The organism is Rathayibacter sp. AY1F8, assembly GCF_002932165.1.
In the GTDB taxonomy this organism is placed as follows: domain Bacteria; phylum Actinomycetota; class Actinomycetes; order Actinomycetales; family Microbacteriaceae; genus Rathayibacter.
Window position 1 is genome coordinate 26219 of sequence record NZ_PSVB01000011.1, and the last position, 13580, is coordinate 39798.

The window sequence follows — 13580 nt, forward strand, 5'->3', positions numbered from 1 at the left end:
CTGCGCCGCCCGGGCGTCGCTCACCGGTTCCCCCGGGGGTCTTGCCTAGACTCGTCGCGTGACCACCAGCCAGCTCGACCCTCTCCTCGGCCGTCTCGTCGACGGCCGGTACGAGGTGCGCTCGAGGATCGCCCGCGGCGGCATGGCGACGGTCTACCTCGCGCACGATCAGCGCCTCGAGCGCCGCGTAGCGATGAAGGTCATGCACGGCCACCTCTCCGACGACGCGACGTTCAAGAGCCGCTTCGTCCAGGAGGCACGCTCCGCCGCCCGTCTCGCCCACCCGAACGTGGTCAGCGTCTTCGACCAGGGCCAGGACTCGGACATGGCCTACCTGGTGATGGAGTACCTCCCCGGGATCACCCTGCGCGACCTGCTCAAGGAGCGCGGCCGGCTGACCGCCCAGCAGGTCGTCGACATCATGCACTCCGTGCTCTCGGGTCTCGCCGCCGCGCACCGCGCCGGGATCCTCCACCGCGACCTCAAGCCCGAGAACGTGCTCCTCGCCGACGACGGCCGGATCAAGATCGGCGACTTCGGCCTCGCGCGCGCCGCCTCCGCCAACACCGCCTCCGGTCAGGCCCTCCTCGGCACGATCGCCTACCTCTCCCCCGAGCTGGTCACGCGGGGCACCGCCGACACCCGCAGCGACATCTACGCCATCGGGATCATGATCTACGAGATGCTCACCGGAGAGCAGCCCTTCACGGGCGAGCAGCCGATGCAGATCGCGTACCAGCACGCGAACGACTCCGTCCCGTACCCCAGCGCGACGGTCGCCTCCGTCCCCACCTCGCTCGACGAGCTCGTCCTCTGGGCGACCGAGCGCGACCCGGACATGCGGCCCCGCGACGCCGGTGTCATGCTCGCGCAGCTGCTCGAGGCCGAGCGGCTCATGGGCATCACACCGAGCGACCGCCGCGGCGACACGCAGGCGGTCACCCCGCTCCCGGCGCCGGTCGCCGATCCGGCGCCCGCGACGGCCGTCTTCGATCCGGCGGAGCCCGGGCAGACCTCGGTCTTCGACCCGGCGCCGGCGCCCGGAGCGGTACTCGTGGTCGACGAGGACGACGACACCGTCGCCCGGCTCGCGAGCAGGCGCCGCGTCCGACGGCGTCGCGGCGTCCTGCTCACGGTGGTCGTGCTCCTCCTGGCGCTCATCGGCGGCGGGACGGCCTGGTGGTTCGGCGAGGGACCCGGCGCGATCGTGTCGATCCCGGACGTCGTCAGCCAGTCGCAGCAGGACGCGACGGCCCAGCTGCAGGCGCAGGGCTTCGAGGTGCAGCCGCAGGAGACGCCCGACCTCACCGTGCCCGCGGGGACGGTGGTGAGCTCCGATCCGCCCGGCGGGCAGGGGGTGCACAAGGGCTCCGTCATCACGCTGACCGTCTCGAGCGGGCCGCGCCAGCTGCCGGTCCCGTCTCTCGCCGGCCTCTCGGAGGCCGACGCTGCCGCCGCGGTGACGGGAGGCTCCTTCACCGTCGGCGACGTCTCGAAGATCTTCGACGCCGACGTCGACGCCGGTGTGGTCGTCTCCGCCTCGCTGCCGGACGGATCGGCGCTGCCCGAGACGATGTCCGAGACCAGCACCATCGCGATGGTGGTGAGCCTCGGACCGATCCCGAACGTCGTCGGCCTCTCGATCGACGACGCGACGGCGAAGGCGGAGGCGGCCGGTCTCGCCCTCGACCGCAGCGGCGAGGACTGGAGCGACACCGTGGCCGCGGGCGTCGTCCTCACGCAGGCGAACCCGGAGGCGCCCGCCGTGACCGGCGACACCGTCTCGGTCATCGTGTCGAAGGGGCCCGAGCCCGTCGCCGTGCCGAACGTCGTGGGGATGAACCGCGACGAGGCGAAGGCGGCCCTCGAGGCGGCGGACCTGTCGTGGAGCTACTCCCTGACGACGCTCGGCCCGCTGATCGACGCGGCGCCGAACGAGCTGACCAAGGTCACGAACCAGTCCAACAAGGCCGGCGATCTCGTGCAGCGCGGCACGACGATCCAGCTGTCGATCACCATCACGACCTGACGCCGCCGGTCGAGCCCCTCAACGAGGACTCGACCGGCGGTCGGGGTCGGATCAGATCGCGCGGCCCCGGAGCTCCTCCGCCACGAGGAACGCGAGCTCGAGCGACTGCATGTGGTTGAGGCGCGGGTCGCAGACCGACTCGTACCGGGTGGCGAGCGTCGCCTCGTCGATGTGCTCCGAGCCGCCGAGGCACTCGGTGACGTCGTCGCCCGTGAGCTCGACGTGGATGCCGCCGGGGTGCGTCCCCGCGGCGCGGTGCGCCTCGAAGAAGCCCTTGACCTCGTCGACCACGTCGTCGAAGCGACGGGTCTTGTAGCCGGTCGGCGTCGTCAGCCCGTTGCCGTGCATCGGATCGGTCACCCACAGCGGCAGGGCGTCGCTCCGCTTGACGGCCTCGAGCAGCGGCGGGAGGGCGTCGCGGATCCTCCCGGCACCCATGCGGGTGATGAAGGTGAGGCGACCGGGCTCCCGCTCGGGGTCGAGCTTGTCGATCAGCTCGAGCATCGTCTCGGGCGTGGTCGACGGGCCGAGCTTCACGCCGATCGGGTTGCGCACCCGCGACAGGAAGTCGACGTGCGCACCGTCGAGCTCGCGGGTGCGCTCGCCGATCCAGATGAAGTGGCTGGAGGTGTTGTACGGCGTGCCGGTCCGCGAGTCGATGCGCGTCATGGGGCGCTCGTAGTCCATCAGCAGGCCCTCGTGGCCGGTGTAGAACTCGGTGCGCTTCATGCCCTCGAAGTCGGCCCCGCACGCCACCATGAACTTTACCGCGCGGTCGATCTCGCGGGCCAGCTGCTCGTAGCGCTGGTTCTGCGGGTTCTCGGTGAAGCCCTTGTTCCAGTAGTGGACGAGGCGCAGGTCGGCGAATCCGCCCTGCGTGAAGGCGCGGATGAGGTTCAGCGTCGAGGCGGCGGTGTGGTAGCCCTGCACGATGCGGCGCGGGTCCGCGGCGCGCGACTCCGGGGTGAAGTCGTAGCCGTTGACGATGTCGCCGCGGTAGGCGGGCAGGGTCACGTCGCCGCGGGTCTCGAGGTCGCTCGAGCGCGGCTTCGCGAACTGGCCGGCCATCCGGCCCATCTTGATGACGGGCATGCTCGCGCCGTAGGTCAGGACGACGGCCATCTGCAGCACGGTCTTGACGCGGTTGCGGATCTGCTCGGCGGTCGCTCCGGCGAAGGTCTCGGCGCAGTCGCCGCCCTGCAGGAGGAACGCCTCGCCGCGGGCCGCGGCTCCGAGACGCTCGCGCAGCTGGTCCACCTCGCCGGCGAACACCAGCGGAGGGAGCGCGGCCACCTCGGCGGACGCCGCTCGCACGGCCTCCGCATCGGGCCACTGCGGCTGCTGCTTGATCTCGAGCTCGCGCCAATAGTCCAGGCCGGCGACCACGGAGGGGGCGGCGAGGACGTACGGTTCGTTCGGATCGATGACCACGAGGGTGTTCCCGGTTCTGACGGGCGCCAGCGGCGCGCGGAGGGCCGCCGTCCGGACGGACGGCAGCGGTTGACGAGCTTATAGCCTGGCAGGGCGCTCGGCCGGGAGGGGCCCCCGGCGTCGAGCGGGCGCTCAGCGGGTGAGGGCCGCGCGCTTCTCCTTGACCGAGGTCGCGTAGACGTCGAGGTACTCCTGGCCGCTCAGGGCGAGGAGCTCGTACATGATCTCGTCGGTGATCGAGCGGAGGATGAACCGGTCGCCCTCCATGCCCTCGAAGCGGCTGAAGTCGAGCGGCTCCCCGAAGACGATGCCGATGCGGCCCAGCTTCGGCAGGCGCTTGCCGATGGGCATGATGCGCGCGGTGTCGATCATGGCGACCGGGATGACGGGCACGCGGGCCTCGAGGACCATGCGTGCGACACCGGTGCGGCCGCGGTACATGCGGCCGTCGGGGCTGCGCGTGCCCTCGGGATAGATGCCCAGGGCGTGGCCGCCCGCGAGGACGCGGAGGCCCGTGTTGAGCGAGGCCTCCGACGCCTTGCCACCGGAGCGGTCGATGGGCAGCATCCCCGTGGCGGTGAAGAACGTCCGCGTCGCCCAGCCCTTGAGGCCCTTGCCGGTGAAGTAGTCGCTCTTGGCGAGGAAGACCATGTTCCGCTCGATCACCAGCGGGAGGATCACGGAGTCGATGAAGGAGAGGTGGTTGCTCGCGAGGATCACGCCGCCGTTCTGCGGCACCTTGTCGGCGCCGACCACCCACGGCCGGAAGATCGTCTTCAGGAGCGGGCCCGCGACGATGTGCTTCATGAACCAGTAGAACATCGGGCTCCTCGGCGGTGCGGCGGATCGGGTGCGGCGGGTGCCGCTAGAGGGAGCTCGCGTGCAGGCGCGCCAGGTCGGCGGCCCCCACGACTCCGGCGTCATTGACGAGCTCCGCGATGCGGAACTCGGGCTCGGGGTGGTAGCCCCGGGCGGGGAGGTTGTCGAGGTAGGCCTGGCGGATGGGGTCCAGCAGGAGGTCGCCCGCCTGCGCCACTCCGCCGCCGATGACGAACATCTGCGGGTCGAGGACGGCGCTCAGGCTGGCCGCCGCCTCGCCCAGCCAGTGGCCGAGCTGTCGCAGCGCCGCGAGGGCGCCGAGGTCGCCAGCGGTGATCAGCTCGGAGATGAGGTGGCCGTTCAGCTCGCCGCCGTTGCGGGCGCGGGCGTCGGCGATGCCCTGGCCGATCCCGCCCGCGTCGGCCAGCTCGCCGGCGAAGCGCTGGAGCGCGCGGCCCGAGCCGTACTGCTCGATGCAGCCGCGGGCGCCGCAGCCGCAGGGCAGGCCTCCGGGGACGACGCGCATGTGCCCGATCTCGGCCGCGGCGCCGAAGCCGCCGCGCAGGAGCCGGTCGTTGATGACGATCGCGCCACCCACTCCGGTGCCGATGGTGAGCATCAGCATGTCGCTGACGAGGCGGCCCGAGCCGTAGCGGAACTCGGCCCAGCCGGCGGCGTTCGCATCGTTCTCGATGATGATCGGCAGGTCGATGCGGGCCGAGAGCTTCTCGCGGAAGGGCTCGTTGCGCCAGTTGATGTTCGGGGCGTAGTAGACGATCGACTGCGAGGCGTCGATGAAGCCGGCGGCGGCGACTCCGACCGCGGAGACGTCTCCCGGGAGCAGGCCGGAGCGCAGATGCTCGACCATCTCGACCACGACGTCGACGATCAGCTCGGGGTGCCCGGCAGGAGTGGGCCGACGGTCCTCGCGGAGGATCCCCCCGAACTCGTCGACCAGGGCTCCGGCGATCTTCGTGCCGCCGATGTCGATCCCGATCGCGTGCACGCGAACCGCCTTCCCGTCGCCACCGGCGCGGCAGCGTCGGCGGGCCGCCCTGAGCGGCGGCCAGGACGAGTGTAGTGACCGCGAGCGCTCCGATGCGGCTCAGCGGCGAGACCCGGCGACGCGTGTCGGCCCTCCTCGCGGAGCCACCCCTGGATCGTTACCCTGAACGGATCCACAGCTTGCGCCGCGCCGGTAGGGTGGAGACGACGTTCATTCAGGTACCGAAGGAGTTGCCGTGGACCAGTTCGATTCCCCCCTGGTGGTTCCGGCCGATCCCCAGGCCAACACGACCGCCCTCCTGCTGGACCGCGTCCGCGAGACGCCCGATCGCCCGCTCTTCGCGCTGCCCGACGGCGACGGCTGGCGCGATGTGACGGCGCAGGAGTTCCTCGACCAGGTCACGGCCCTCGCGAAGGGCTTCGTCGCCGCCGGCCTCGAGCCGGGCGAGAAGGTCGGGCTGATCTGCAAGACGCGCTACGAGTGGACGCTGATCGACTTCGCCGTCTGGTTCGCCGGCGGGATCCTCGTCCCGGTGTACGAGACCTCCTCCCCCGCGCAGGTGCAGTGGAACCTCACCGACTCCGGCGCGCACGCCGTGATCGTCGAGACTCCCGAGCACTTCGCCCGCTTCGACGAGATCCGCGCCGACCTTCCCGAGGTCCGACTCGCCTGGCAGATCGGGCTGGGCGATCTGGACAAGCTCGTCGCGCGCGGCGTCGACGTGCCGGACGCCGAGATCGAGCGCCGCCGCTCGCTGGCGACCGGCACCGACATCGCGACGATCATCTACACCTCCGGCTCCACCGGCCGCCCCAAGGGCTGCATCATCCGGCACTCGAACTTCGTCGAGCTCAGCCGCAACTCGGCGGTCGCCCTGACGGAGCTGATCCACCAGCCCGGCGCGTCGACGCTGCTGTTCATCACCACGGCGCACGTGTTCGCCCGCTTCATCGCGATCCTCTGCGTGCACGGCGGGGTGAAGGTGGGGCACCAGGCCGACACCAGGCAGCTGCTCCCCTCGCTCGCGTCCTTCAAGCCGACGTTCCTCCTGGCCGTGCCGCGCGTGTTCGAGAAGGTCTACAACTCCGCGGAGCAGAAGGCCGAGGCCGGGGGGAAGGGGAAGATCTTCCGCCGCGCGGCCGACGTCGCCGTCGCCCACTCGATGGCGCTCGAGGCGGGCTCGGTGCCGCTTGCGCTGAAGCTGCAGTTCCTCCTCTTCGACCGGCTCGTGTACTCGAAGCTGCGCACCGCCATGGGCGGGAACGTCCGCTTCGCCGTGTCCGGCTCGGCGCCGCTGGGAGACCGGCTCGGGCACTTCTTCCACAGCCTCGGCATCAAGATCCTCGAGGGCTACGGCCTCACGGAGACGACGGCGCCCGCCACGGTCAACCGCACCGAGCGTTTCAAGATCGGCTCGGTGGGCCCGGCGATGCCCGGCGTCTCGATCCGGATCGCGGGCGACGGCGAGATCCAGGTGCGCGGCATCGACGTCTTCGGCGGCTACTGGAACAACGAGGCGGCGACGGCCGAGTCGTTCGACGGCGAGTGGTTCCGCACGGGCGACCTCGGAACTCTGGACGAGGACGGGTACCTGCGCGTCACCGGGCGGAAGAAGGAGATCATCGTCACCGCCGGCGGCAAGAACGTCGCTCCGGCGGCGCTGGAGGATCCGATCCGCGCGAACCCGCTGGTCGGCCAGGTCGTCGTCGTCGGCGATCAGCGCCCGTTCATCGCCGCTCTGGTCACGCTCGACTCCGAGATGCTGCCGACGTGGCTCGCCAACAACGGGCAGGACAAGGGCCTCTCACTCGAGGACGCGGCCGTGAACCCGGTCGTTCTGGCCGAGGTGCAGCGGGCCGTCGATGCGGCGAACGAGCGCGTGTCCCGCGCCGAGTCGATCCGGAAGTTCGTGATCCTCCCGACCGAGTTCACGGAGGCGAGCGGTCACCTGACTCCGAAGATGAGCATCAAGCGAAACGTCATCCTCGCCGACTTCGCCGACACCATCGCCGCCGTCTACTCCGCCGCCCCCGCCACCGAGGGCATCTCCCTCCGCTGACCCCGCGCTCTCCCGCCGTCACCAGCAGGCCGTCCCGATCGCAGCCGCCTCCGGGACAGCGCGTCCCAGCGCTTTCCCGTCGGCGGAACGCACGACGCTCCACAGAACGCGCCCACCTCGAAAGGCCGACCGCGCGGAGCCGGGCAAGGACCGGCTCCCCCTCAACACAGCCGTATCCGGGAAAGCGCGTCCCAGCGCTTTCCCGTCGGCGGAACGCACGACGCTCCACAGAACGCGCCCACCTCGAAAAGCCGACCGCGCGGAGCCGGGCAAGGACCGGCTCCCCCTCAACACAGCCGTATCCGGTGAAGCGCGTGCCAGCGCTTCACCGTCGGCGGAACGCACGACGCTCCATGGAACGCGCCCACCTCGAGCGGCCGACTGCGTGGAGCCGGGCAAGGACCGGCTCCCCACCAACACAGCCGTATCCGGGAAAGCGCGTCCCAGCGCTTTCCCGTCGGCGGAACGCACGACGCTCTACGGAACGCCCCCACCTCGCTGAGCCGACCGCGCCGAGCCGGGCAGGGACCGGCTCCCCCCTCAACGCAGCCGTATCCGGTGAAGCGCGTGCCAGCGCTTCACCGTCGGCGGAACGCACGACGCTCCACGGAACGCCCCCACCTCGCTGAGCCGACCGCGCCGGGCCGGGCAGGGACCGGCCCCCCCCTCGACACAGCCGTATCCGGGAAAGCGCGTCCCAGCGCTTTCCCGTCGGCGGAACGCAGGACGCTCCACCGAACGCGCCCACCTCGAAAAGCCGACCGCGCCGAGCCGGGCAAGGACCGGCTCGGAATCCAACTCAGAACCAGTCGGATTCCCGGACGGCCTTCATGGCGGCGCGGCGGTCGTCCTGGGAGAGGCGGTCGAGGTAGAGGCGTCCGTCGAGGTGGTCGCATTCGTGCTGGAGGGCCTGGGCCATGAGGCCGTCGCCTTCGAGGACGATCTCGTTGCCGTCGAGGTCGGTGCCGCGGACCTTCGCGTGCGGGTAGCGGATCGCGGGGTACCAGAGGTTCGGGACGGAGAGGCAGCCCTCGTCGACCGGTTGCGGGTCTCCGCTGAGCTCGATGATCTCGGGGTTGAGGATGTAGCCGATGACGCCGTCGACGTTGTAGCTGAAGGCGCGGAGGTTGACGCCGATCTGGGGGGCTGCGACGCCGGCGCGTCCGGGCGGGCGGACGCTGTCGACGAGGTCCTCGACGAGGCCGCGGACGCCGGCGTCGACCGTCTCGATGGTCGTGGACGGGGTCTTCAGCACCGGGTCCCCGAAGATGCGGATCTGGCGTTCGGTCATGTGGTGCGCTCCCTCAGGGCCTCCTCCGCGCTCAGGAGGGCGTTCTCGACGACTTCGCTCGCTGCGGGGTGCGGCCAGTACTGGCTGCGGGCGAGTCCGCGGATGCCGGTGCCGGCGCTGGCGGCCTGGACGAGCGGCTGAATGAGGATACTGGCCTGCGGCCCGATGATGTGCGCGCCGAGGAGGGCGCCGTCGAGTCCGACGACCAGGAGGCAGGCGCTGGAGTCGTCCTCGAGCGCCCAGCCGAAGGCGGTGGAGCCGTACTCCTGGGTGACGGTGACGACGTCCAGGCCCTGGTCCCGCGCTTCGGCCGCGGTGAGCCCGAAGTGGGCGATCTGCGGGTGGGCGAAGATCGCGCCGGGCACCGGCGAGAGGGTGTCGGAGAGCATCTCGCCCGGGTGCAGGAGGTTGTGCGCCACGAGGCGCGCCTCGTGGTTGGCGACGTGCTTGAGCTGCCAGCGGGACGACACGTCGCCGAGGGCGAAGAGGCCGGGCACGGGGCGTCCGCCGGAGAGGACGCGCTGCTCGGGGTCGACGCTGATCCGGCCGTCCTCGTGCAGATCGATCCCGACGGAGGCGGCGGCGACCGTGTCGCTGTTGGGGTCGCGGCCGAGGGCGACGAGGAGCAGGTCGGTCTCGACCGTCGTGCCGTCGCTGAGGGCGACGCGGAGCCCGTCAGGGCGGGCGTCGACGCTCTCGGCGCTCACTCCGGTGAGCACCGTGTACCGCTCGGCGGCGATCCCGGTGAACCGGCGCGAGACGTCCTCGTCGAGGGCGCGGAGGAGGCGGTCGCCGCGGACGGCGACGGTCACGGCCGTGCCGAAGGAGGAGAAGACGTGGGCGAACTCGACGGCTACCGCGCCGCCGCCGAGGATCAGCATCCGCTCGGGGAGCTCGTCGAGCCGCATGACGGAGGAGGAGTCCTGGATGCGGGGGTCCGGCTCGTACGCGGCGAGGAGCGGCCTGGGCCGCGAACCGGCGGCCACGACCACCTGCGGCGCACTGATGCGGGCACCGCTGGCGCTGACGAGGACGTGCGGGCGGTCGCCGTCTCCGAGCGACTCGAAGCCGAAGCTCTCGCGGAGGACGGTCACGTTCGGGGAGCGCTGATCGCGGTACTCGAAACCGCCCTCGCTGATCGCGTCGATCCGGCCGAACACCCGGTTGCGCACCTCGGCCCACTCGGGGCGGCGGAGGCGGGAGTGGACGCCGATCGGGCCGCCCTGGTCGACGTCGGTGACCACGTCGGCGACGTGGACGAACATCTTGGTCGGGATGCAGCCGGCGTTGAGGCAGGTGCCGCCGAACCACTCCCCGTCGTCGAGGATCGCGACCCGCAGGCCGTCGAACTCCGGACCGACGATCGAGTTGCCGGAGCCGGCCCCGATGACGATCAGGTCGAAGGCGTCGGTGGACGCGTCGGGCCCGTCGGTGCGGTCCTGGTGCGCGGCGGACGCCGCCCCGGAAGCCCGGGGCTCAGACACGTCGGACCGGCATGCCCTCGACCACGAGCGCGGCGAGCAGGCGCGCGGCGTCCTTCGTGCCCTCGCGCAGCTGCTCCCACTTCACCACGGAGCCGGCGGCGAGCACCGGGTCGTAGGGGATCCGGACGATGTCGCGGACGCGGGAGCGGAAGTGCGACTCGATCTCCTCCAGCTTCACCAGGCTCGTGCCCTGCGTCGCCGTGTTGAGCGCGACGACCGCGTTGCGCACCAGGGCGCCGTAGCCGTTCGCGTCCAGCCAGGTGAGGGTCTCGGAGGCCAGGCGGGCCTCGTCGACGCTGCCGCCCGAGACGATCACCACCGTGTCGGCGCGCTGCAGCGTGGGCCGCATCACCGAGTGCACGATGCCCGTGCCGCAGTCGGTGAGCATGATCGAGTAGAAGCGCTCGACCAGGTCGGCGACCACGTTGTAGTCGTCCTCGTCGAAGGCCTCGGAGAGCTGCGGGTCGGTGTCGGAGGCGAGGACGTCGAGGCGGGTCTCGTCGCGGGAGACCATCGTCGAGAACTCGGTGAACCCGGTCACGCCGGCCGCGCGGTTCACGACGTCGCGGACGGTCGCCCGCGTCTGCTTGGGGACGCGCTCGGCCAGGGTGCCGCGGTCGGGGTTCGCGTCGACCGCGATGATGCGGTCCTCGCGCGCGTCGGCGAGGGCCATGCCCAGGAGCGTCGTGACCGTGGTCTTGCCGACGCCGCCCTTGCGGGTCATGACCGGGACGAAGCGGGTGCCGCCCTCGAACTGCCGGCCGATCCGCTCGTCCATCGCCTTCCACGCCTTCACCTTCGCGGAGTCGCCGAGGTTGACCGTGTGGAAGGTCAGGCCGTAGAGGAAGCGGTGCCAGCCGCCCGTGGGAGCGGGACGGGTCTTGCGGTTGACCTCCAGGAGCCTGTCCGGGGTGAGCATCGACGCCGACTCGGGGACGGCGGCGCTCGGCGCGGACGGGGCGGGAGCGGCGCTCGAGGACTCGGCGCGGAGGCGGTCGCGGCGCGTGGGGACGGCGGCGGGCTCCCCCGCGGACTCGGACGCCGCGGGCTTCTCGGCGGACTCCGCTCGGGCGGGGATCCCCGCCGAGACCGGTCCGTTCGCGCCGGACGGGTGAGCGGGAGCCGGTGAGGGGGTCGGAGCAGGACTCGGCTCCGGGGGCACGAGAGCGTGCGAGCGCGAGGGCGGCAGGCCGAGGCGGCCGACGTCGATCGCGTCCTCGTCCTCGACCGGAGCGGGGGCGGTGGAGCGGCGCCGCGGGCCGGGCGGGGTGATCCGCACGCCGTCGGGCAGGAGGGTCGGAGCGGTGTCGCTCGCTCGCGGGGAGTACTGACCCGATTCCCGAGCCGCGTCCATGGCGGTCCGCGGCGTGGGACCGGTGCCGGTGTCGGGCTGTTCGTCGTTGCGCTCATCCATGCGAACGAGCCTCCTTCCGCTCAGGACGAGTGTACCGGCGGGCCCGGATCGCGCCGGGCGGCTTGGTCGGAGCGCGCTCCGACTGCTAGTGCGGCCCGCTTCCGGAGGCGGCGCAGACGGCGCGTGCAGCGAACGGTTAGGTTCTGCCGCCCGGAGGAACGTAAAGTAGTCAGCCATGCATGTACTCAGCGTGAGCTCCCTCAAGGGCGGCGTCGGCAAGACCACGGTGACGCTCGGCCTTGCATCCGCGGCGTTCTCGAAGGGCCTGCGAACGCTGGTCGTCGACCTCGATCCCCAGTCCGACGTGTCGACCGGAATGGACATCAACGTCGCCGGCCACCTCAACATCGCCGACGTCCTGACGTCGCCGAAGGAGAAGATCGTCCGCTCGGCGATCGCCCCCTCCGGCTGGACCAAGGAGCACCACGGCACGATCGACGTGCTGATCGGCAGCCCCTCCGCGATCAACTTCGACGGGCCGCACCCCAGCATCCGCGACATTTGGAAGCTCGAGGAGGCCCTCGCGAGCGTCGAGGCCGACTACGACCTCGTGCTGATCGACTGCGCCCCCTCGCTCAACGCCCTGACCCGCACGGCGTGGGCCGCGAGCGACCGCGTCGCCGTCGTCACGGAGCCGGGCCTGTTCTCGGTGGCCGCCGCCGACCGAGCGCTCCGGGCGATCGAGGAGATCCGCCGCGGACTCAGTCCGCGCCTCCAGCCGCTGGGCATCATCGTCAATCGCGCCCGCGTCCAGTCGCTGGAGCACCAGTTCCGGATCAAGGAGCTGCGCGACATGTTCGGACCGCTCGTGCTCAGCCCGCAGCTCCCGGAGCGCACCTCCCTCCAGCAGGCGCAGGGCGCGGCGAAGCCCGTGCATGTCTGGCCCGGGGAGAGCGCTCAGGAGATGGCGCACAACTTCGACCTGCTGCTCGACCGCGTGATCCGCACCGGTCGCATCGGCGAGCAGGTCCCCGCCGCGACCTAGGGCCGGCGGGTCCGCCGGACTTCTCCGGCTCGAGGTCTCGGGACGCGGGCGATGTTCGGTGCCCGAGGAGTGCCAGGGACGGCGCCGGCGGACGCTCGGCGTCGGAGTTCAGCGCGGACTCTCGATGCGCGGGCGGAGCCCATCGTCGGATCCGCAGGGCGGGACACGGACGGAGCCCGTCATCGGACCCGCATGCTAGCGGGCGTGATCGGCGGGGAGCTCGCGTCCGGCGGACGGATCACGCGGGCGGGGCCCGCCATTCGACCAGCTCGGTGAGACTCTGGTGCCGCCCGTTGCCCGCTCAGCACGGCTGCAGGCAGGTCCGCTCCTGATCAGCTGAGCGCGCGGAGGAGACCCCGGAGTCCCCGGGGCCGCGGCCGACCCGCGAGGGGTGGGCGGTCAGCCGACGCGGCGGGAGGCGCGGCGCTGGGCGAGCTCGTCGCCCGGGTCGACCGACTGATGGTCGAGCTCGACGAGGCTCGACTCGACTTCGCGGAGGACCTTGCCGACGGCGATGCCGAAGACGCCCTGGCCGCGGCTGAGCAGGTCGATGACCTCGTCGTTCGAGGTGCAGAGGTAGACGCTCGCGCCGTCGCTCATCAGGGTCGTCTGGGCGAGGTCGTCGACCCCGGACTCGCGGAGCTGGTTGACCGCCGTGCGGATCTGCTGGAGCGAGATCCCGGTGTCGAGCAGGCGCTTGACCAGCTTCAGCACGAGGATGTCGCGGAAGCCGTAGAGGCGCTGCGTTCCGGAGCCGGACGCGCCGCGCACGGTGGGCTCGACGAGCTCGGTCCGCGCCCAGTAGTCGAGCTGCCGGTAGGTGATCCCCGCGGCGCGCGCCGCGACGGCCCCGCGGTAGCCCGCGTCGGCGTCAAGCTCGGGCAGTCCGTCGGTGAACAGGACGAGGTCGCGCTGGCCGCTGACGTCGCGGCTGACTTCTCTCATCCCTGTGCCTCTCGGATCCGGACGCCGGATCCTCCGAACGCGCTCCCTACCGTACCGACCGGCGCAGGCCGAGTAAACGACATCGGCCTCGGCGCCGCGGCGTGTCGCACGGGCCGC

Annotated in this window: 10 protein-coding genes; 3 read left to right on the top strand and 7 right to left on the bottom strand. The window is 71.6% G+C overall.

Annotated features, from left to right (window positions below; all coding sequences use genetic code 11):
• Positions 1-58 precede the first annotated feature (58 nt).
• On the top strand, positions 59-2029 hold the full coding sequence (pknB, locus tag C5C35_RS09760; RefSeq protein ID WP_104257315.1) for a Stk1 family PASTA domain-containing Ser/Thr kinase: 1971 nt from the start codon (positions 59-61) through the stop codon (positions 2027-2029).
• Positions 2030-2080: 51 nt separating this feature from the next.
• Here the strand turns inward: pknB and C5C35_RS09765 are convergent, their stop codons facing one another.
• The 3 genes from C5C35_RS09765 to C5C35_RS09775 form a co-directional block, all read right to left on the bottom strand.
• Entirely contained in the window at positions 2081-3415 is a 1335-nt protein-coding gene (locus tag C5C35_RS09765) for a class II 3-deoxy-7-phosphoheptulonate synthase (RefSeq protein WP_104222617.1), read from the bottom strand.
• Positions 3416-3592: 177 nt separating this feature from the next.
• Positions 3593-4282 (bottom strand): 1-acyl-sn-glycerol-3-phosphate acyltransferase, encoded by a 690-nt coding sequence (locus C5C35_RS09770; protein ID WP_104222581.1) that lies wholly within the window; start codon positions 4280-4282, stop codon positions 3593-3595.
• A gap of 43 nt (positions 4283-4325) precedes the next feature.
• Entirely contained in the window at positions 4326-5285 is a 960-nt protein-coding gene (locus C5C35_RS09775; RefSeq protein ID WP_104222580.1) for an ROK family glucokinase, read from the bottom strand.
• A gap of 235 nt (positions 5286-5520) precedes the next feature.
• Here C5C35_RS09775 and C5C35_RS09780 point away from each other — a divergent pair, with 235 nt between their 5' ends.
• The gene (locus C5C35_RS09780; RefSeq protein WP_104257314.1) at positions 5521-7344 is read left to right on the top strand and encodes a long-chain fatty acid--CoA ligase; all 1824 of its coding nucleotides are present in this window, start codon (positions 5521-5523) and stop codon (positions 7342-7344) included.
• A 799-nt stretch (positions 7345-8143) separates the two neighbouring features.
• Here the strand turns inward: C5C35_RS09780 and def are convergent.
• The 3 genes from def to C5C35_RS09795 are packed head-to-tail and all read right to left on the bottom strand — an operon-like array spanning position 8144 to position 11533.
• Positions 8144-8635, bottom strand: a complete 492-nt coding sequence (def, locus tag C5C35_RS09785) for a peptide deformylase (RefSeq protein ID WP_104222578.1) — start codon at positions 8633-8635, stop codon at positions 8144-8146.
• Positions 8632-10119: a mycothione reductase gene (locus tag C5C35_RS09790; RefSeq protein ID WP_104257313.1), complete on the bottom strand. Its 1488-nt coding sequence runs from the start codon at positions 10117-10119 to the stop codon at positions 8632-8634. The genes def and C5C35_RS09790 overlap by 4 nt, the downstream gene beginning before the upstream one ends.
• On the bottom strand, positions 10112-11533 hold the full coding sequence (locus tag C5C35_RS09795; RefSeq protein ID WP_258059940.1) for a MinD/ParA family protein: 1422 nt from the start codon (positions 11531-11533) through the stop codon (positions 10112-10114). The genes C5C35_RS09790 and C5C35_RS09795 overlap by 8 nt, the downstream gene beginning before the upstream one ends.
• Positions 11534-11708: 175 nt before the next feature.
• On the opposite strand from C5C35_RS09795, the gene C5C35_RS09800 reads away from it, so the two are divergent.
• Complete coding sequence (locus C5C35_RS09800; RefSeq protein WP_104222576.1) at positions 11709-12518, top strand: ParA family protein; 810 nt, start codon at positions 11709-11711, stop codon at positions 12516-12518.
• Positions 12519-12917: 399 nt separating this feature from the next.
• Here C5C35_RS09800 and C5C35_RS09805 read toward each other — a convergent pair whose 3' ends face one another.
• A complete protein-coding gene (locus C5C35_RS09805) occupies positions 12918-13463 on the bottom strand; it encodes a MerR family transcriptional regulator (protein ID WP_104222575.1) in 546 nt (181 codons plus the stop codon).
• Between the last annotated feature and the right edge of the window lie 117 nt (positions 13464-13580).

Coding starts and splice junctions, on each gene's coding strand:
- C5C35_RS09800 (WP_104222576.1), top strand. CDS start 11,709: ATGCATGTACTCAGCGTGAGCTCCCTCAAGGGCGGCGTCGGCAAGACC.
- C5C35_RS09770 (WP_104222581.1), bottom strand. CDS start 4,282: ATGTTCTACTGGTTCATGAAGCACATCGTCGCGGGCCCGCTCCTGAAG.
- C5C35_RS09805 (WP_104222575.1), bottom strand. CDS start 13,463: ATGAGAGAAGTCAGCCGCGACGTCAGCGGCCAGCGCGACCTCGTCCTG.
- def (WP_104222578.1), bottom strand. CDS start 8,635: ATGACCGAACGCCAGATCCGCATCTTCGGGGACCCGGTGCTGAAGACC.
- C5C35_RS09795 (WP_258059940.1), bottom strand. CDS start 11,533: ATGGATGAGCGCAACGACGAACAGCCCGACACCGGCACCGGTCCCACG.